Here is a 19,607-nt window from a genome sequence, read left to right as displayed (position 1 = left end):
GCGGTCCGACCGTGCACAATTGAGAGATGATGAACACCCTGCCACCGGATGAAAACCGGACCCCCCGCTATCCGTCGGCCGTTTGGGCCGCCCTGATCGAGGGGAACCGCCGTTTCATGAACTTCTCGGTGGAGCGACCCAACCAGGATGCTCTACGTCGCAGTCAGTTGACCCATGGACAGGAACCTCTCGCGGTTGTTCTCGCCTGTTCGGATTCGCGGGTACCTGTGGAACTCATCTTCGACCAGGGGCTGGGTGATGTCTTCGTCATCCGGACTGCAGGCGAGATCATTGATTTGGCGGTGCTGGGGTCCCTGGAATATGCGGTGGAGTCTCTCCATGTTCCACTCGTCGTCGTCCTCGGGCACGAGTCTTGCGGAGCTGTTGCTGCGACGATGGCGGCGCTTGACGGGCATGAGATACCAGGCGGATTTCAACGTGTTCTCATCGAGAAAGTCAGTCCTTCCATCCTCGACGCCCGGGCGGCCGGGCGTCGCACGATCGAGGAGTTCGAGGCACACCATGTCGCAGAGACCGTCGATCAGGTGTTGTCTCGTTCGCCCGAGATCAAGGCCCGGGTGTCCAAGGGGACATGTGGCATCGTCGGGGTCCGTTACCGGCTCTCAGACGGCATGGCGGAACCCGTGGTGACGATTGGTGTCCACGATGAGTGACAAAACATGACGGACACGCCGCGGAACTGACACAGCACAGGCGGCTGCACAGCATAGACTCGGTTCCGTGGACAACAGAAATGGTCGACTGCCCCGAGAGATCTACATTAGGCGCCGCGTGGCGGCGATCGTCGTGCTGCTCCTCATAGTTCTTCTGGTCGTGTGGCTCATCTCCGCGCTCACCGGCGGTGGAGATGAGCCACAACCGACGGCAACGGAGGGAACCGCCGGGTCCAGCTCAGTGGCACCAGGCACGACATCCGCGCAGACCTCAACGACCTCCACCACTGCCCCAGATGAGGAACGCGATTCCGGGAAACGCGATTCCGGGGACGCAGGTGTTCGCCCGACCACCGAGGCAGAGAGCCGTAAACCCTACGCGGAACCGGGGCAGCCCGCCCCCGGGCAGGGCACCGATGAGCCGAAGGCCACCTGTGACCTGAGTGATCTCATCGTTACCGCGACGTCGGATCAGGCCGCGTACGCACCGGACGTCCAACCCAGGTTTTACATGACGGTGAAGAACCCGACCGCTGCGGACTGCATGATCGACCTGGGCAAGGACGTTCTCCGCTTCGAGGTCTATGATCTGGCGACGAACCGGCGAGTGTGGTCGGATGTTGACTGTAATCCGGCCGTTGATGTCACCGAACGTAGGTTCCCAGCGGGGGAGGAACGCTATTATGAGGCGATCTGGTCGCGGACCAATTCCGCACCGGGTAGCTGTGGTGACCGGGTGCAGGTGCCCGTTGGCAGCTACTACCTGCACACTCTCGTCGGTGGTAATCACTCTGATGCGCATCCGTTCAATCTGAGGTGACACCACCCCTGTAGCGTTCCTTTTCAGCAGATAGCCGAAATCGCTTCCCCGATGGTGGACACCCCGATGATCCGTATACCCGGTACGGTGAGCTTCTCCCCGGCTGGGACGATCGCCGCGATGTAGCCGAGGCGTGCAGCTTCCTGGAGTCTGCGCCGCAGGTCAGGTACACGCCTGATCTCACCGGCGAGTCCCACTTCACCGAGCACCACCGTCTTCGGCGGTAGTGGTTGACCGTCCATGGCGGAAACCGTGGCCAGTGCGATCGCGAGGTCGGCTGCGGGTTCCCCAACCTTCATTCCCCCTACAGTTGCTATATACACCTCCCGGTCGAAGGACTGCCTTCCCGCCCGAGCCGCGAGAACCGCCAGCACCATGGGTACCCGGGTCGCGTCGAGGCCGGTGACCGCACGGCGTGGATTCTTGGACTGGGTGGGAACGAGCAGTGACTGCACTTCGGCGAGAATCGGACGCACCCCGTCCATTGCCACCGTCACCGCTGTCCCGTCGGGTGTTGAATCACGGTGCGAGAGAAACAGTCCTGACGGATCAGTGACTTCCCGGATCCCGTCCCCCGTCTGCTCGAAACAACCGACCTCGTCAGTGGCACCGAACCGGTTCTTGATGCCCCTCAGCATCCGTAATGAGGAGTGCCGATCCCCCTCGAAGAGCAGCACGGCATCAACGAGGTGTTCGAGCACCCGGGGCCCCGCCACGGAACCATCCTTGGTTACGTGTCCGACGAGGATCACCGGGATCCCCGTTGTCTTGGCGAGAGTAGTCAGCGCTGCGGTCGTGGCACGGGACTGGGCCACCCCGCCTGAGACTCCCTCGACCCCACTGATGTGCATCGTCTGCACAGAATCAACGATGAGGAGACTGGGTTTGAGCTGTTCCACATGTCCGAAAACGACGTCAAGGTCGGACTCCGCAGCGAGATACAGCGTCGGTTGCAGGGCTCCTGTGCGCTGTGCCCTCATTCGTACTTGACCAGCGGACTCCTCGGCGGTGATGTAGAGAGCTGTCCGGGTGTCTCCGGTGACGACCCGGTGTGCAGCGTTCCCGGGTACTGGTTGTGCCGCCCAGCGCGCGGCTACCTCCAGGAGGAGGGTAGATTTTCCGACGCCCGGCTCGCCTGCGAGCAACACCACGGACCCCGGGACGATCCCGTTGCCGAGGACCCGGTCGAGTTCACCGATGCCGGTAGGGACTGTCCGCGCGGATGCCGGATCGATGCGACTGATGGGTACAGCCGGTGAGGTGGGGGTTATGCCTGCGGAGATACCGCCCCCGACCGCAGCCGTCGCCGCGGTGTTCCCTCCGTCGGTGACGCGGGCCTCGGCGAGGGTACCCCAGCCGCCGCAATCAGGGCAGCGTCCCAGCCACTTGGGTGTGCTGTAACCGCACTCGGAACAGGTGTGCACGCTACGGGGTTTCTTGGCCATGGTGAATTACCCTAACCCGTCGGCCGGACACTTAGCGAAAACATGTTCGAGTCTTGGGATGGGGGTGGAAAGAGAAAAGAACCGGCACCTCCAGAGGTGCCGGTTCCGTCAGGTCGTGATTCAGTGTCCGCCGGAGTGACTATCGTGCGTGTCATCACCGTAGGTTGTGCGGTCGACGTCCGAGGGGGCGAGGTGCGGGGCGGAGACTGTCGCGGACACGTCGATCCGCTGACCGTTGTCGAAGGTGAACACCACGTCAGCGTTGCCGCCCGGGGGGAACCCCTGGTCGTCGAGTTCGGTGACCAGGTGGGAGATGCAGATGCCGTCGCCGGCCTCTGGGAGCCTCGACAGGTACTCCCGGGATCCCGCGACGAGGGAACAGTCCCGGCTGAGTTCGGTGTCTCCCTTCAGCGTCACTTTCTCTCCGTTGACGGAAGCGCCCTTCAGGGTATGCACCGTCATGTCGGTGTCCTGATTGACCAAGGTGAAGCGGAGGGCGGCTGTCGGTGTGCCGCTGACCTCGACGGTAACACCGCGAACCGCCAATTTACCGTCGGTGGTGTCCGCACGGGCCCCGTCGACCGCGGCGACCTGACTCGCAGTCTGGGAGATCTGGCCGGAGCTGCAGGCGCTCAAGGTCAGGGACGCCGCAACGGCGACGAGGAGCGCTGCCCCGCCTTTCACGGTCTTGGTGGTGATCACTTTCAGTGTCCTCCATCGGAAGGCTTTAGGGTGAGACAGTTGTTACCATCACTCTAGCGGCTGTTCAGGCTCTCCACGAAGTTCCGGGGACTGCCGTAGGGGGAGTGCGGGGGCAATCCTAAGATTGCGTGAAATGTCATTTCCATGTTCGCTCCGGGGAAGCTGGGGTGCTGTGTCGTGCGCATTCGGCGTCGGTGCAGGTCCGGGCCTTCGGGCGAAAAGAGCTGGTGGTGACCGTGATAGAATCAGCCCGCAACAGTGAAGTTTCACCGTGGCGCCGGTGGGCGCAGGAAGGTGCACCAAGTGGGCATGGATTTCAAGGTCGGCGACACCGTCGTCTATCCGCATCATGGCGCAGCTGTGATCGAGGCGATCGAGAGCCGGGAGATCGGCGGCGAGGTGCTTGACTACCTGGTCCTGCAGATCCACCAGTCGGATCTCACCGTCAAAGTTCCGACGAAGAACGCGGAACTCGTGGGTGTGCGCGACGTGGTCGGTGAAGAGGGGTTGCGGAAGGTCTTCGGGGTGCTGCGGGAGACGGATGTCGAGGAAGCGGGTAACTGGTCCCGCCGGTATAAGGCGAACCAGGAGCGTCTCGCTTCGGGTGATGTGAACAAGGTCGCCGAGGTCGTGCGTGACCTCTGGCGGCGGGACCAGGATCGTGGTCTTTCCGCGGGGGAGAAGCGGATGCTTGCCAAGGCCCGCCAGGTTCTGGTCGGGGAGCTAGCCCTCGCGGAGAGTGTCGACGACGTCAAGGCCGATGATATGCAGGCCCAGATGGATGCGACGATCGAGCGGCATAATGCCAGCGGAGTCACCGAGGAAGCCGAGTCGAAGAATGATGCCGGTGAGGTGCCGGACATCAACCTTGATGACATCGACCTCGACGACGACTCGGACGACTAGTCCGTTTCCGTACCGTGTCAGTTTCCGTGGACGAGCGCCGGGTCACTGCTTTGCTCGCTGCAGCCGGGAGAGGTTCCCGGCTGGGTGCGCCGGTGCCCAAGGCGTTCGTGTCCCTACGCGGCCGGACCCTCGTGGAACGTAGTGTCCGTGCGATGGCTACGTCGGGGGTCATTGACGAGGTGATCGTTTTGGTCAGTCCCGACATGTCGGAGTATGCCCGTACGATCCTTGACCGCGCCGGGCTTCTCGACGATTCTTCGTTTCCCGTTCGGCTCGTCCATGGTGGTGGGGAGCGCGCGGATTCCGTGTGGGCGGGATTGCAGGCGATTGATGCTCCAGACGGGGTGGTGGTCATCCATGATGCGGCACGCGCCCTCACCCCACCCGGTCTGATCGCACGGGTCGTGCAGCGGGTACGGCAGGGGGAGATCGCGGTGATCCCGGTGCTTCCAGTGACCGACACCATCAAGGTTGTCGACCGGGGACGTGTCGTCGATACTCCGCCCCGTGTGAATCTCCGGGCGGTACAGACCCCGCAGGGTTTCGACCTCGCAGCGCTACGCGCGGCTAATCTTGCCTACTTCAGTTCGGAGAATCCGGTTTTCACCCCAACTGATGATGCCTCGCTCATGGAATGGGCGGGGCACACCGTCACCTGCGTGAAAGGTGATCCGATGGCCTTGAAGGTGACCACTCCCCTGGACATGATCCTCGCCCGCCACATTACGGATGAGGTTGAACCCACGATTTTCGAGGTGCCCGGTGACTGACAGTCCCATCATTCCCCGTGTCGGTATCGGAACAGACGCCCATCAGATCGAGGCGGGTAAAGCCTGCTGGATCGCATGCCTGAACTTCGGGAAAACCGACGGCTGTGAGGGGCACTCCGACGGTGACGTGGTTGCCCATGCACTCGTCGATGCGTTGCTCTCCGCGGCGTCTCTCGGCGATCTCGGTTCTTTCATTGGCGTCGGCAGAGCTGAATATGACGGGGTGTCCGGTGCCCGCCTTCTGCGGGAGGCGCGCGAGTTCCTTGATGAGAACGGCTGGGCGATCGGTAACGTTGCAGTGCAGTTGATCGGCAATACACCGAAAATGGGGCCTCGCCGCGAAGAGGCGCAGAGCGTGATCGCGGAGATTCTCGGAGCTCCCGTCAACATCTCGGCCACCACGACTGATCACATGGGGTTCACGGGACGGGGTGAAGGGCGTGCCGCTGTCGCCACCGCTTTGGTTTATCCCGTGTCCGTCTGATCTCGCCGCAGTGACCGTCCCGGCACCCGGAATCAGGGGTGCTGCGGATAGGATGGGTGCGTGACTCTGCGAATCTACGACTCAGCGACCCGTACCCTCCGAGACTTCGTGCCCCTGCGCCCAGGGCATGCCTCGGTGTATCTGTGTGGTGCGACGGTCCAGTCGACTCCGCACATCGGGCACGTCCGTAGCGGGGTGGCGTTCGATATCCTTCGTAACTGGCTTGAGGCGAAGGGCCTGGATGTAGCGTTCGTCCGCAACGTCACCGACATTGACGACAAGATCATCACGAAGGCCGCGGAGGCCGCCCGGCCGTGGTGGGAGTGGGCGGCGACCCATGAGCGTGCCTTCACCTGGGCGTATGAGCAGCTCGGTGTGCGTCCGCCGTCCCTGGAGCCTCGTGCGACGGGTCATATCACGGAGATGATCGGCTACATGCAGCGGATTATCGACGCCGGGCACGGTTATGCGGCGGACGGTAACGTCTACTGCTCACCGGCAACCGTAGACGGCTACGGGAAGATCTCCGGACAACGCCTCGACGAACTCGACCAGGGCGAATCAGCGGGTACCGGGAAACGCGATCCACGTGATTTCACCATGTGGAAGGCCGCAAAACCCGGGGAACCGTCGTGGCCGACCCCGTGGGGTGACGGACGTCCCGGCTGGCATCTGGAATGCTCGGCGATGGCCACCAAATACCTCGGCGGGGAATTCGACATTCACGGTGGTGGCTTGGACCTGAAGTTCCCGCACCACGAGAACGAAGCCGCGCAAGCGACCGCCGCAGGTGACGGATTCGCCCGCTACTGGATGCACAACGGCTGGGTCACCATGTCCGGGGAGAAGATGAGCAAGTCCCTCGGCAACGTGCTCTCCGTCCCGCACGTCCTCACTCTCGTGCGCCCCGTTGAGCTCCGCTACTACCTCGGTAGCGCGCACTACCGTTCCATGCTCGAATATTCCGAGTCGACTCTCTCGGATGCGGCCACCGGATACCGTCGTATTGAGGCATTCCTGGACCGGGTTGGCCCTGTGGAACGCACCACATGGACGGACCGTTTTGCCGCAGCCATGGACGACGATCTCGGTGTTCCGGCGGCGCTGGCGGAGGTGCACAACGCGGTTCGCGCCGGAAACACCGCGCTTGCAGCGGGGGACCGGGATGAAGCGGTTCGCCTCGCAGGTCAGATCCGTGCGATGATGGCCATCCTTGGTGTCGATCCCCAGTCCGATACCTGGACCGCCTCCCGGACCGCGTCCGATGGCACTGATGATGCGGCGCGTGTGGCCCTGGACATCCTGATCCGGGCTGAACTGAATCGCCGCACCGCCGCTCGTGCGGCGAAGGACTGGACCACTGCTGATGAGGTGCGTGATCGCCTGACGGCGGCGGGCATTGAGATCACTGACACCGCCGACGGCCCACAGTGGTCGTTACGCGCCAACACCGACGACAAGTAAGGCCCCTGAAGTATCATGGCTGGAAATTCCAAACGCACCGGAGCGGTGCGCAAAACCAACAAGAAGACCGCACAGGCCGGATCAGGTGGCCAGCGCCGCCGTGGTCTGCGAGGCAAAGGTCCCACGCCGAAGGCGGAGGACCGTACCTACCACCCCGCGCACAAGCGGAAAAAGGAAGCGGAGCGGCGTGCACGTGGTCGCCACATCAAGGAAGAGACCACCGAGCTCGTCGTGGGGCGTAACCCAGTCGTCGAGTGTCTGCGAGCGAAAGCTCCGGCTAACGCGCTCTACGTCGCGCTCGGCACAGAGAGTGACGAGCGCCTGACGGAGGCCGTACAGCTCGCGGGGCACCGAGGTATCTCCATCATCGAGGTTCCGCGCGCGGATCTAGATAACATGACCGGTAACGGCATGCATCAGGGGATCGGTCTGCAGATGCCCCCGTTCCGTTATTCGGCGGTCGAAGATCTCATTGAACAGGTCAACGAGCGCGGTGAGCCCGGGCTTATCGTTTGTCTGGACAACGTCACCGATCCCCGTAACCTCGGTGCCGTCATCCGTTCTGTCGCGGCTTTCGGTGGTCATGGTGTGGTCATCCCGGAGCGTCGTTCGGCATCTGTCACTGCTGTTGCTTGGCGCACATCCGCGGGTACCGCGGCGCGTCTCCCGGTGGCGAAGGCCACCAACCTGACCCGTACCCTCAAGCAGTTCCAGAAAGCTGGATACGAGATTGTCGGGCTCGACGCCGGGGGGGATCATACCCTGGACACCTATGACGGAACAGGTCCCACGGTCGTCGTCGTCGGTAGTGAGGGCAAGGGAATCTCCCGCCTTGTCGGTGAAACCTGCGATGTCACTCTGTCGGTTCCCATGTCGGACTGGGTGGAATCACTCAATGCCTCCGTCGCGGCAGGGGTCGTACTGAGTGAGTTAGCTCGCCAGCGGCGGGCTCAGCTCAAGTAGATCCCCGGGGTGGGGCACCGCCCTTTCGTCCCCGCCGCAACCGGACCTCCACCGATGATTTCCTATACCGAGGGGCCGGTGCGGGGCGGAACACCAGTCATATGCTCCTCGATCACCTGCAGACCGTTCTGGGCGCGGCGTCGAAACGCGTCCTCATCCCGTTGCGCGGTGCGGCCCTGAAGGTATCCGATCAGGCGACACACCAGGTAGATGAAGAATGAGATAGCTGTGACGAAGACACTCACCGGTAGTCCCGGAGCCAGTGACAGCACGAACCCTCCGACCGCGGCGATTTCCGCGAACAAGGTGGACAACAGAACGGCCCGCACCGGGCTGGATGTCACCTGAACGGCGGCTGCCCCTGGCGTTATCAGTAACGCCATTACCAAAAGAGCGCCGACGATCTGTACGCCCTCCGCGGCAGACAGCCCCACGAGAACCGCGAACCCTACGGCGACGAGGTGCACGTTGACTCCTGCGGCCGCGGCCATCTGCGGATCTGCGGACGCGAAGAGGATCGGTCGCCAGAACACGAGTACTGCGACCGTGACGAGGGCCGTCACTCCGGCGAGCAGCCACACTGAACTCGACTGAACCCCCACAATCTGCCCCGTGAGCAGGGAAAAAGCGTTTGATGAGCGCCCCGGGTACAGATGGATGAATAGAACTGACAGGCCCATGCCGAAACTCAGTACGACACCGACCGCCGTGTCCTGTTGCCGCATACCGAGTAACGCGAGAACGATCGCCGCGACGATGGATCCCAGCACGGCACCGAATCCGACGTTCATGCTGAGCAGTAGTGCGGCTGATGCGCCCATGAGTGCGAGTTCGCTGGTGCCGTGTACGGCGAAGGACATCCGTCGCAGCACCACCAGTGGTGCCATCAGCCCGGAGAGCACGCCCAGGAGCCCGGCGGCGATCAGGGAATCTCGCACGAAACCCACGCCGAGCAGATATCTCGTGTCGTCTATGAACTGGGTGATGTCCATGGTGTGTCCTCGTTATCGGTGGTACGGATCAGATGACGATGAGTCGGCCGTCAACGTCGATGACGTCGACACGTGTGCCGTACAGCTCAGACAGTGTCTCGGAGCGCATCACCTCGTCGACGCCACCGAGCACATGTCCGTGCGGCCCGAGGTAGAGGACCCGGTCGACTACCCGGAGTACCGGGTTGATGGAATGGGTGACGAACACGACCGCCGTACCTGCCCCGCGACGTCTCCGGTCGATGAGGTCCACCGTCCGTCGTTGCACACCCATGTCCAGGGATAACAGGGGCTCGTCGCAGAGCAGTAACTCCGGGTCATTCGCCAGTGCTTGTGCCTGTCTCACGAGCTGCTGCTGCCCGCCCGACAGATTCCCCACCCGACGGTCGGCTATCCCGGTGGCGCCCACCTCCTTCAACAGTTCGCATACCATTCCGCGGCGTGCGCGTCGACGCCTGATTACGCCGTGTGCGGCGGACAGGTCAACCAGGTCACGGGCACGGAGAGGGAGGTCCGGTGAGAACATGCGCTGCTGGGGGATGAAACCGGTGCGCCCGGTGACCGTCACCGTGCCGTGGGTGAGTTTCCGGGTTCCGGTCACCGTGTGCAGGAGGGTTGATTTCCCCGCCCCATTGGGTCCGAGAACGGCCAGGAACTCGCCCCGTTCCACGGTCAGGTTCAGTTCCGAGAAGAGTGGGTCAACGGCTGCATCAGTGAAGGTCAGGACCATGGTGGCGGCTCATTTCGGATGGGCTGTCCGGAAAAGATCCCGGACAGCAGCGGAGCCTTCCCCGCGGGATGAGGCTCCGCCGGGAAGGCTGCGGTCGTGAATCGGTGCAGGTCAGGGGGTTAGTTCTTTTTGGCCTGCTGTGCTCCGCTGTTGAGACGTTCAACCGCGCCCCTGAAGAAGTCGAAGAAGTTCTCGTTCCGTGAAGGGGTCTCGAAAATTTCGACCACCGGGATTCCTCGGTCCTCAGCCTCGTCCCGCAGGCGTTCGGTGGCGTCTGTTGCGGTCTGCGGATTGAACACCAGAACGTCGATCTCACCGTTCTCCAGGGCTTCAGTGAAGGCGGCGTAGTCAGCGGCAGATGGCTCGGATTCCTTGAGTGTCGCCGTCCGGTACCCCTCCGGTGTGGCGTCCGTGGCAGGGGAGTTCTGCAGGATGTAGTCCGCGATGGGTTCGGTCTGGGCGACGCGAACGGCGGGCAGACTCTTCAGCTCATCGGTGATGGTCTTGAGGTTCGAGTTGAGCTTCGTGGTGTCGACCTTGGCATCCGAGCGGAGCGTGGAGACCCTCTCGGCGAGGTCGGCACCGACTTTGGACACGGTCTCTGGGTTGTACCAGATGTGTTCGTTCACGAGATCGTCGTGGTCATGTCCGTGGTCGTGTCCGTGGTCGTGGTCGTGGTCGTGGTCATGACTGTGTCCGTGGTCGTGATCGTCTCCGGTTTCGTGTCCGTGTCCGTGTCCGTGGTCGTGATCGTGCACCGTGAGGGGAAGGGCGTTGATGATGACCGATTCGTTCAGGCTCCGGTAGAGCCAGGAATCGTAACCTCCCCCACCGACGATGATGATGTCGGCATTCTTAGCCATTGCGATGTCGGATGCGGTTGGCTCGAAGGAGTGTGGATCGACGGAGTCCCCGACGATGATGGCATGGATGTCGGCGTCCTGATCTGAGACGACCATCTCCGCGACATCCGCCCAGATTTGTGTCGATGTGACGATGTTGAGCTTATCTCCGGAGTCGGGTGCGGCTGTGTCTGCCTGTTCAGCCTCCCGCTGGGAAATTGCTGGAGCTGGATCCTGATTTCCGGTGGTGCATCCCGCCGTGGTCAGGGCCATCCCGGTGGCAATGATGGTGGCGCCCGCGGTCCGAATCGGATGGAGTCGGACAGTGCGGAGTAAGGGGTGGAGGCTGCTTTTGATCATGAAAACCAGTTTCCGACAATTGATAACCTTTGTCAAGTTTATGAATGCATAAATGAAGGAGGTTCGGTGAGTTCCGCCCAGACTCAGAAGGGGTGGGAATGCTAGGTTTTTACCATGGCAAAACGTAATCGGCAGCGCGGTACGCTCGCGTCTCTGGCCGCCGAACTTGGAGTGTCGAGGACGACCGTCTCCAATGCCTATAATCGGCCGGAGCAGTTGTCCACAGCCCTCCGGGAGAAGATTCTCGCCACTGCGGAGCAGCGCGGTTACCCGGGTCCGCATCCCACGGCCCGCTCGCTGCGAACCCGTCGGGCAGGGGCGATCGGTGTACTGCTTACCGAGCATCTCACCTATGCATTCGAGGATCTTGCGTCTGTGGATTTCCTCGCCGGAATGGCGGAGGCATCCTACGGTGGGAATACCTGTTTGACGCTGATTCCCGTCGGGCCGGACAGTTCCGTGGATGTCGCGGCAGCCGCTCAACTGGTCAATCAGCCGATGATCGATGGTTTCGTCGTGTATTCGGTGGCTGCCGATGACCCTTATCTCCACGCGGCGCGCAACCGGCGGCTGCCGCTCGTCATCTGTGACCAACCCGCAGACGAGACTGGTCTCCCGTTCGTCGGCATCGACGACCGTGCGGCGATCGCTCCTGCGGCACAGACGCTGATCGATGCGGGTCACCGCCGGATCGGCATCCTCTCGATCCGGCTGGACCGCCGGAAGAATGACGGCCCCGTGTCCATGGAACGGCTGTTGCACGCGGGACTCCACGTGCAGCGGTCGCGGGTACTGGGGGCACTCGACGTACTCACCTCCGCAGGAATAGACCCGGGGACCGTCCCGATCATCGAACGCCACATCAATGACCGGATAAACAATGTCGATGCGGCCCGGGAACTTCTGGAGGGACATCCTGATCTCACTGCGGTGCTCTGTACGACGGACTCCATGGCACTCGGGGTTCTCGATTACTGTTCCGCCCGTGGTATCCCGGTCCCCGAGTATCTGTCGGTTACCGGTTTCGATGGAATCGTTACCGCCGTAGCTAGAGATCTGACCACGGTCATCCAGCCGAACCGGGCGAAAGGCGCTGCAGCGGGCAGGATGCTCTTCCGGCTTATTGAGGAACGTCTGTCGGCCGATGAGACGTCTCCCGTGGAGCCTTTGCGGGAACTCCTGGATACGGAGCTCCGTCCTGGTGGGACGGTCGCGCCTCCACGGGACACCACCCACCTGTGACGGCTCAGATGCCGGGATGTGCGGAGCGGGCCACCACGAGCCGTTCGAGTACCGACTGAACACCGTTGGTGTCCGAGACCCGTGCCACAGCCGCTGTGGCACCGTCCCCGACCTTGATCCCGAGATCCCCGGGGCCGAGAACCCGGAAACCGTTCTCGTCGGTGACGTCGTCTCCCAGGAAAACGACGGCATCCCAGTGCCCCCGTTCACGGGCATCAGTGATCCAGGTCCCTTTATTCACGGATACGGCAGCGAACTCGACGATGCACTTGCCGGTGGATACGTGGACGCCGTCTACGGGAAGCTCGCGCGCCTCCCGAAGGAGACGGTCTGCGAGTGCACGGTCGGGGACTCTCCGGGTGTGCAGGACCCGGTGGAAGGGCTTGTCTTCGACGGTCGCACCTGTGTGGCCGGCAATCAGTTCCCGCAGACGTGCTCCGACGGCGTCCAGCCTCCGCTGCTGTTCCGCGGTCGGTCTCACCTGCCCCCCGGAACTTTCTGCTCCGTGACTGCCCACGAGTTCGACGGAGCCTTCAACGTTGGCGAGGCGCCGGAGTGTGGTCAGATCTCGACCCGAGAGGAGAACTGCGGCGGTATCCGAGATCCTGCCCAGTGCAGCGAGAGCATTGAGAGATGCCCGATTCACAGGCACGTTGTCCGGATCATTCTGAAGCTCAGCGATGGTGCCGTCGAAGTCCGAGACCACGAGGAGCCTGGGCACCCGGGCGACGGAGACTATCGCGGCATCGAGAGTGGTGTTGTCCATGACCTGATCGTACGTCGTGCCGATGTCGGTCAACCCGATGTGGTGAGACGCATCGCCCGTTTGTCGATGCCCGTGTCCTTTGCGTCTGTGAGCAGCAGTTCACCGTCCTGCGGCCGGGATGCTGCGAGTTCGCCGGAATCGAGCAGAGTGAGGAATGCATCATGGAAGTACCGCTCTGCACCCTCGCAGTCTTCCACTTCTCGAACCCGGAGATCCCGAAACACGAAGGAGACCGCGGCCGGGTCTGTGGCGGATACCCGGCGACCGTCGGAATCGAGAAACTCCACTGACCCCGTGAACTGGGCGCAGCCGGTGTCCCCGACGACAGTATGGTCACCGAACGCCAGATGCGCGCGACCTGCGAGTGAATCCGGGAGCACACTGGGATGGTCACGATCCGTGTACACATTGGTGACTTGCCAGTTAGATGAAATCGCAGGGGTGTTTCCCGACATGCACCCCGAAAGTAGGAGAACACCGAGAACAGTGGTCGTCACGAGTGAACGGATTCTGGTTCGCATCAGTGGCTCCGGAGGGATTCGAGGAAGGACCGGGCCCAGAGTTCCACGTCATGCTCGATCACCTGACGGTGCATCGTCAGCATGCGTTCCCGGGCCTCGGAGGGATTGTCGTGCAGGGTGGTCACCGCCGTCATAAGCTGACGTTTCACCGAATCCCCGTCGTGCGGATTGCAGAGGAAAGCCCGGTTGAGCTCGGTGGCGGCACCCGCGAACTCACTGAGTACAAGTGCACCGGAGCCATCCCCGTGGCAGGCGACGTACTCCTTCGCCACCAGGTTCATTCCGTCCTTGAACGGGGTCACGAGCATGACGTCGGCCGCAACATAGCAGCCGAAGAGTTGATCCTTGGCCAGGGATCGGTGGAGATAATGAACAACGGGCCGCCCGACCTCGGCGAAACGGCCGTTGATCCGACCGACCGCGCCCTCCACCCGGGCCCGAGTACGCCGGTAGTGTTCCAACCGCTCCCGGGACGGCGTCGCGATCTGCAACAGTACGGAGGTACGTGGATCGAGGGCACCGCTTTCGAGAAGTTCCTCGAAAGCGGTGAGGCGTTGCAGGATGCCCTTCGTGTAATCGAGTCGGTCGACCCCGAGAATCAGGGTCTCCGGATCACCGAGACGACGCCGGATGTCCGGGGCGTTGACGTGCGCGACTGCATCGACCACGGAAGCCGTGTCGATCGAGATCGGAAAGGCACCCACTCCCACCCGTCGTCCGTCAGGAGAGGTGATGTGCGCCGAGATGCTGCGCACCGATGCCCGGCCTTCCACCTCAAGACTGTCCGGTTGGCCGGTGTGCGCCCCTGGGATGCCTGCCACCGACTTTGTGAGTTCAAGAAAGTTGTCAGCGTTCTGCGGCAGATGGAATCCGATGATATCGGCACCCAACAACCCCCGGACGATTTCCTCCCGCCAGGGAAGCTGCCGGAATAACTCAGCGGGAGGGAACGGAATATGCAGGAAGAAACCGATGGTCAGATCCGGGCGAAGCTGTCGAAGAATGCCCGGAACAAGCTGGAGCTGATAGTCCTGGACCCAGACCGTGGCACCTTCTGCAGCAACGGAAGCGGTCTCCCGGGCGAAGGTGTAGTTAACCTCCCGGTAGGTCTCCCACCAGGAACGGTCATAGATGGGCGGCACGATGAGATCGTGATACAGCGGCCAGAGCGTCGCATTGGAGAAACCCTCGTAGAACTCCTCGAAGTCGGTTGCCGTGAGATTCACCGGATGCAGGAGGATTCCGGCTTCCGTCCGAAAGGAATCCATGCCGCCGTCGACGGTGCCCGGCCATCCGACCCAACATCCGGAATGGTGTTCCAGAACCGGACTCAGTGCGGTGACGAGACCACCCGGACTCGGCAGGAAACTCCGACTCCCGTCAGGGGTGACGTTCACATCGACCGGCAGTCTGTTCGCCACCACGACGAAATCATGTCCGCCATCCGACGCGCTGCGTGGCGCCGAACTCACCATCAGGACTTCTTCGTGGTTTTCTTGGTGGTCTTTTTCGCGGTGGTTTTCTTGGTGGTTTTCTTCGCCGTGGTCTTCTTGGTGGTCTTCTTGGCGGTGGTTTTCTTCGCCGTGGTTTTCTTGGTGGTCTTCTTTGTTCCCCGGCGTCCCTTGCCGGACTCTGACTCGGTGGCCTCCGCGTGTTCGGCGGCGATCTTTCGGTAGTTCAGGCCCTCGGGCGCGACGCCGAGCATGCACGCGAGAGTCACGCAGTCAAAGAAATCGGTGGAATAGGTCGCGACGATTCGGCGGGCCGCCTTCGCGGTGTTCTCCTCAACGGCGTGCAGAGAGTCGGCGTTGGTGGTTCGGGTGTCTGTGACCTTCGGCGGCACGGATCCTCCTGGAATCGTCGGCTGGGGTGGGCGGCGCAACGCTCATCCTACGCCACGGCGCTACGGGGATAATGTCACCCCCGATAGCCACCGCTTCCGTCAGCGCCGTCGGCCCGGGGGAATGGTGAATCGGGGGTGATTGACTGCGCTCCGGGTGTCCCCGGATGCTCGGACGCACCCTCGTGGGCGGCCGAACGTACACGGTTCACGGCTGATCCGGTGCGTCGGGCGGCCCGCGCAGTTTTCACCACAGGCCTGGAATGACGGAACGCCGATGCTCTGCGTAGGGCGAAGCCAGTGTACCGGTTGAGCGGTGGTGGACGCCGCAGCTTGCGGGCCACCCACTCCCCGAGAACCACACCTGCGGCCAGTGAGGATCCGATGGCCAGAGCAAGCGCCATGTTCCCGAACCCCTGCACCAATTGTTCATTGAGCAGGGTGTACATGCCTCGGTAGATGGTCAAACCCGGGAGCAGGGGTGTGATGCCCGCCACGGCGGTGATGAGTGGGGGAATGAGGAATCGGCGGGCCAGTAGGCCACCGCCCAGGCCGATGATTGTGGCGGTGATACCCAACCCGACGACGGGGCTCATACCGAGGGGGATGAGCACGAAATAGTAGCAGGCGGAACCGGCGAGTGAGGTTAAACCCGAGATCCACACCGACGGCCATTCGGCGTATGCGGCCACAGCGAAGGCGGCGGATGCGGCCGCACCCGCGAGAACTTTCGCGGAGGTGGAGGCGAAGTTGACGGGTGTCGTCGCCTCCAGCGGAGGCAGCGTCACCCCGAGTGCGGTTGACGCCTGAATGCCGATGGCGACGCCCGCGATGATCCCACCGGTGAGCATGATCGTCTGGAAGAACCGGGCTGAGGCTGTGACCGGGGCGCCGGTGATCCCGTCCTGGATCGCCTGCACCAGGGTCAACCCGGCGAGCAGTACGATGATGCCGGAGGCGATGATCTGGCCTGGGGCGAGATCTATTCCGTTCTCAAGGGCCCAGTTGTAGGTCATTGCCGCTGGAAGGGTGGCGACGAATCCGCCGTACATATTCCGGTAGAACTCCGGTAGGCCCTTTCGTTCCAGCCAGATATGGCCAGCCATGATCACCAGTGCGGTGAGGAAGGAGATGGCGGAGACGAGCCAGCCACCTCCGAGGAGTACCGCGACGGCTGCAGCAAGTCCCGCCCAGCCGACGAGAGCGGTACGGATTCCGTACGGCGGAGGCATTGACGTCAGATCGTTCATGATCTGTTCCGCCACGTTCGGGGGTGTCGCACCAGCCTGTATCGACCGGATCAACCGGTCTATCTCGGCGAGCTTGGAGAAATCGAGATCCAGTTTGGGAACAACCCGGAACACGGTGATCGGTACTTTTTGAGTCGTTCCGATCTGGGTGAACAGTTGGATCGTGTTGAACGTGATGTCAACGTGCACGTAGTGCAGACCGTATGCGGAACATACGGTGTGGACGTGGGCACGCGTGTCGTGGTTACCGGTCCCCGAGTACAGGAGGTAGCCACCGATACGGGCGGCGAGATCCATGACTCCGGTGACCTGGGCTGGATTGGTGAGATCGATTGGCGCCAGTGGTGATGGCGGTGGAGCGGCCTTGGCCTCGTCAATCGTTGCGAAACGACCTTGACGGGACCGGAACAGCCGCAGCCTGGTCAAAATATCGGACACGTCGGCTACTGATCCTTAGAGAACGGCTGGTTGGCACGTGCGGTGGCACGCGTGGGAGCAGCATACTCCTGCACGCGCAGACACGGAACACGCGCTGGAGGACGCAGGTCTTGGACTTGAACGGTGGTTGTCCGGTATTATCCTCGCGTGCCCCGGATACAGGTTCCGTGGCTTTGCTGGAGTGGCGCAATTGGTAGCGCACCGGTCTTGTAAACCGGTGGTTGTGGGTTCGAGTCCCATCTCCAGCTCCGAAGCCGGTCGAGGCCGGAGGAAAACATGGGTGAGGCCCCGTTATTATTCGATTTTTCGGATGTTAAGGGGCCTCACTTTTTATTGCCTGTCGTCGGTCTCTACAGTCGGACCGCGCCTGGTGCTCCGAGCTACGGATGATCCTCATATACCCGCATCGTCCAAGGCGGGGCGTTTGGGGGAGGGGCCGCCTGTTTCCCCTCATGCTGAGGGGAGTGAAAGTTCAGGGGCTATTTATTCATGTCGTGTGTGAAGCGTGGCGGGATTATTTTAGAGTGACGCGAATCTCATATCTGGCGTGAGTAGTTTTTGAGGTTCACGATGGGGGACGTCAGTGAAGCAATCACTCGAACATAGTCGCACGTCTTACGTATTTAAGGAGCGCCGGAAAATATGGCACAGAGTTTCGCCGAACAGATTGTCGCCAGCCTCGAACGGCAGGGGGTTACCCGGATCTTCGGCCTCGTCGGGGACAGTCTCAACCCGATCGTCGATGCGGTCCGCCGCAGCAACATCGAGTGGGTTCATGTCCGCAATGAGGAGGTGGGTGCGTTCGCCGCCGGTGCGCACTCCCTCGTCACCGGTGAACTTGCTGTCTGCGCCGGTTCCTGCGGGCCGGGAAACACCCACCTCATCCAGGGCCTCTACGATTCACACCGTAACGGGGCGAAGGTGCTGGCGATCGCCAGCCATATCCCGTCACTGCAGATCGGATCCGAGTTCTTCCAGGAGACCCACCCCACGCAGATCTTCGGAGAGTGTTCCGGATACTGCGAACTGATCAATTCTCCAGCTCAGGGGGCGCGAGTTCTGCATAACGCCATCCAGTCGACGATGGCTGGCAACGGGGTCAGTGTCATCGTTGTGCCCGGTGACGTCACCACAGAGGCTGCGGTGTCCACTCCGGAGCTGAACAGCGTCATTTCCACCCACCGCCCGATCATCTTCCCGCATCCCGAACAGGCTGCGAAGCTGGTTCAGGCGATCAATGAGGCGAAGAGCGTTACCCTGTTCTGCGGTGCCGGTTGTTTTGGTGCCCGGGACCAGGTATTTGCCCTCGCGGAGAAAATCAAGGCCCCGGTCGGACATGCTCTGGGCGGCAAGATGATCATCCAACAGGACAATCCTTACGATGTCGGGATGTCGGGGTTGCTCGGTTACGGCGCCTGCTTCGATGCTTGTGATCAGGCCGATCTGCTCATCCTGCTGGGCACAGACTTCCCGTACAACGACTTTCTGCCCAGCGGAAACGTGGCACAGGTCGATATCAACGGCGCTCACATCGGCCGCCGCACCGAGGTGAAGATCCCGGTCGTCGGTGACGTGAAGGCCACCATCGAGAACATCCTCCCCTCCATCGAGGAGAAGACCGACCGTTCCTTCCTGGACAAGATGCTCAAGGAACACGCGAAGAAAATCAAGCACGTCGTCGAGGCATACACCAGCAACATTGAGCACCACACTCCGATCCACCCCGAGTATGCCGCAGACATCATCGACGAACTCGCCGCCGAGGACGCGATCTTCACTGTTGATACCGGTATGTGCAACGTGTGGGCCGCCCGCTACATCAACAACCCCACCGGCGGACGCATGATGCTCGGTTCCTTCCGGCACGGCACGATGGCTAATGCCCTCCCGCACGCCATCGGCGCCCAAGCCGCGGCCCCCCACCGCCAGGTGATTTCGCTGTCCGGTGACGGTGGCCTGGCGATGCTCATGGGGGAGCTGCTCACCGTGAAGCTGCACCAGCTCCCCATCAAGACGATTGTGTTCAACAATTCGTCGCTCGGGATGGTGAAGTTGGAGATGCTCGTCGAGGGAATCCCCGAATTCGCGACCGACCACGAGGAAGTCAATTTCGCGGCGATCGCGGAAGCCTGCGGTGTCCGCTCGGTGCGGATCACCGACCCGAGGAAATTGCGTGCGGAACTCGGTGCGGCTTTTGCCCTCGACGAACCCGTGCTCATCGACATCGTCACAGACCCGAACGCACTGTCCATCCCGCCGGACATCACCCTGGAACAGATCATGGGCTTCTCGAAGGCGGCGGCCCGCACCGTCCTTGACGGTGGCGTGGGCAGGATGTACAACCTTGCGATGAGTAACCTGCGGAATATCCCCCGCCCCTGACCCTCGGCCGATCTTG

19 protein-coding genes and 1 tRNA gene are annotated in these 19,607 nt (G+C 62.2%); 10 read left to right on the top strand and 10 right to left on the bottom strand.

What is annotated here, in order from left to right:
• The first annotated feature begins 26 nt into the window (after positions 1–26).
• Both QWU43_RS11460 and QWU43_RS11455 read left to right on the top strand, forming a co-directional pair.
• Positions 27–674: a carbonic anhydrase gene (locus QWU43_RS11460; protein WP_370915745.1), complete on the top strand. Its 648-nt coding sequence runs from the start codon at positions 27–29 to the stop codon at positions 672–674.
• A gap of 67 nt (positions 675–741) precedes the next feature.
• Positions 742–1,494 (top strand): hypothetical protein, encoded by a 753-nt coding sequence (locus QWU43_RS11455; protein WP_370915746.1) that lies wholly within the window; start codon positions 742–744, stop codon positions 1,492–1,494.
• A gap of 23 nt (positions 1,495–1,517) precedes the next feature.
• Here the strand turns inward: QWU43_RS11455 and radA are convergent, their stop codons facing one another.
• The gene (radA, locus tag QWU43_RS11450; RefSeq protein WP_370915747.1) at positions 1,518–2,939 is read right to left on the bottom strand and encodes a DNA repair protein RadA; all 1,422 of its coding nucleotides are present in this window, start codon (positions 2,937–2,939) and stop codon (positions 1,518–1,520) included.
• A 120-nt stretch (positions 2,940–3,059) separates the two neighbouring features.
• Positions 3,060–3,641 (bottom strand): hypothetical protein, encoded by a 582-nt coding sequence (locus QWU43_RS11445; RefSeq protein ID WP_370915748.1) that lies wholly within the window; start codon positions 3,639–3,641, stop codon positions 3,060–3,062.
• Between the two features lie 309 nt (positions 3,642–3,950).
• On the opposite strand from QWU43_RS11445, the gene QWU43_RS11440 reads away from it, so the two are divergent.
• The 5 genes from QWU43_RS11440 to rlmB are packed head-to-tail and all read left to right on the top strand — an operon-like array spanning position 3,951 to position 8,228.
• A complete protein-coding gene (locus QWU43_RS11440; protein WP_370915749.1) occupies positions 3,951–4,547 on the top strand; it encodes a CarD family transcriptional regulator in 597 nt (198 codons plus the stop codon).
• A 26-nt stretch (positions 4,548–4,573) separates the two neighbouring features.
• Positions 4,574–5,317 carry a 2-C-methyl-D-erythritol 4-phosphate cytidylyltransferase gene (gene ispD, locus QWU43_RS11435; protein ID WP_370915808.1) on the top strand — a complete coding sequence of 248 codons (744 nt, stop codon included), beginning with the start codon at positions 4,574–4,576 and terminating at the stop codon, positions 5,315–5,317.
• Entirely contained in the window at positions 5,310–5,801 is a 492-nt protein-coding gene (gene ispF / locus QWU43_RS11430; protein WP_370915750.1) for a 2-C-methyl-D-erythritol 2,4-cyclodiphosphate synthase, read from the top strand. The genes ispD and ispF overlap by 8 nt, the downstream gene beginning before the upstream one ends.
• A 60-nt stretch (positions 5,802–5,861) precedes the next feature.
• Positions 5,862–7,265, top strand: coding sequence for a cysteine--tRNA ligase (gene cysS, locus QWU43_RS11425; protein ID WP_370917897.1), 1,404 nt, complete (start codon positions 5,862–5,864; stop codon positions 7,263–7,265).
• A 15-nt stretch (positions 7,266–7,280) separates the two neighbouring features.
• Positions 7,281–8,228, top strand: a complete 948-nt coding sequence (gene rlmB, locus QWU43_RS11420) for a 23S rRNA (guanosine(2251)-2'-O)-methyltransferase RlmB (RefSeq protein ID WP_370917896.1) — start codon at positions 7,281–7,283, stop codon at positions 8,226–8,228.
• 62 nt (positions 8,229–8,290) lie between these two features.
• Here the strand turns inward: rlmB and QWU43_RS11415 are convergent, their stop codons facing one another.
• The 3 genes from QWU43_RS11415 to QWU43_RS11405 all read right to left on the bottom strand — a co-directional run bounded on the left by QWU43_RS11415 (position 8,291) and on the right by QWU43_RS11405 (position 11,152).
• Positions 8,291–9,220, bottom strand: a complete 930-nt coding sequence (locus tag QWU43_RS11415) for a metal ABC transporter permease (RefSeq protein WP_370917895.1) — start codon at positions 9,218–9,220, stop codon at positions 8,291–8,293.
• 28 nt (positions 9,221–9,248) lie between these two features.
• A complete protein-coding gene (locus QWU43_RS11410) occupies positions 9,249–9,950 on the bottom strand; it encodes a metal ABC transporter ATP-binding protein (RefSeq protein WP_370915754.1) in 702 nt (233 codons plus the stop codon).
• 119 nt (positions 9,951–10,069) lie between these two features.
• Positions 10,070–11,152, bottom strand: coding sequence for a metal ABC transporter solute-binding protein, Zn/Mn family (locus QWU43_RS11405; RefSeq protein ID WP_370917894.1), 1,083 nt, complete (start codon positions 11,150–11,152; stop codon positions 10,070–10,072).
• A gap of 114 nt (positions 11,153–11,266) precedes the next feature.
• Here QWU43_RS11405 and QWU43_RS11400 point away from each other — a divergent pair, with 114 nt between their 5' ends.
• Complete coding sequence (locus tag QWU43_RS11400; protein WP_370917893.1) at positions 11,267–12,394, top strand: LacI family DNA-binding transcriptional regulator; 1,128 nt, start codon at positions 11,267–11,269, stop codon at positions 12,392–12,394.
• A gap of 4 nt (positions 12,395–12,398) precedes the next feature.
• Here QWU43_RS11400 and otsB read toward each other — a convergent pair whose 3' ends face one another.
• The 5 genes from otsB to QWU43_RS11375 form a co-directional block, all read right to left on the bottom strand.
• Positions 12,399–13,160 carry a trehalose-phosphatase gene (gene otsB, locus QWU43_RS11395; RefSeq protein WP_370917892.1) on the bottom strand — a complete coding sequence of 254 codons (762 nt, stop codon included), beginning with the start codon at positions 13,158–13,160 and terminating at the stop codon, positions 12,399–12,401.
• 29 nt (positions 13,161–13,189) lie between these two features.
• Positions 13,190–13,657, bottom strand: a complete 468-nt coding sequence (locus QWU43_RS11390; protein WP_370917891.1) for a hypothetical protein — start codon at positions 13,655–13,657, stop codon at positions 13,190–13,192.
• A gap of 23 nt (positions 13,658–13,680) precedes the next feature.
• Positions 13,681–15,156, bottom strand: coding sequence for a trehalose-6-phosphate synthase (locus QWU43_RS11385; RefSeq protein ID WP_370917890.1), 1,476 nt, complete (start codon positions 15,154–15,156; stop codon positions 13,681–13,683).
• Entirely contained in the window at positions 15,156–15,524 is a 369-nt protein-coding gene (locus QWU43_RS11380) for a hypothetical protein (protein WP_370917889.1), read from the bottom strand. The genes QWU43_RS11385 and QWU43_RS11380 overlap by 1 nt, the downstream gene beginning before the upstream one ends.
• A gap of 74 nt (positions 15,525–15,598) precedes the next feature.
• Positions 15,599–17,209 (bottom strand): threonine/serine exporter ThrE family protein, encoded by a 1,611-nt coding sequence (locus tag QWU43_RS11375; RefSeq protein ID WP_370915761.1) that lies wholly within the window; start codon positions 17,207–17,209, stop codon positions 15,599–15,601.
• A 175-nt stretch (positions 17,210–17,384) separates the two neighbouring features.
• Here QWU43_RS11375 and QWU43_RS11370 point away from each other — a divergent pair.
• Positions 17,385–17,457: transfer RNA gene (locus tag QWU43_RS11370), tRNA-Thr, on the top strand.
• Positions 17,458–17,851: 394 nt separating this feature from the next.
• Positions 17,852–19,591: a pyruvate dehydrogenase gene (locus tag QWU43_RS11365; protein ID WP_370917888.1), complete on the top strand. Its 1,740-nt coding sequence runs from the start codon at positions 17,852–17,854 to the stop codon at positions 19,589–19,591.
• The last annotated feature ends 16 nt before the right edge of the window (positions 19,592–19,607 follow it).

Origin of the sequence: Corynebacterium sp. CCM 9204 (assembly GCF_041357695.1) — a bacterium.
Classification (GTDB): domain Bacteria; phylum Actinomycetota; class Actinomycetes; order Mycobacteriales; family Mycobacteriaceae; genus Corynebacterium.
The sequence above is the reverse complement of the archived record's forward strand: the minus strand, read 5'-3'. Positions and strand labels throughout refer to the sequence as shown.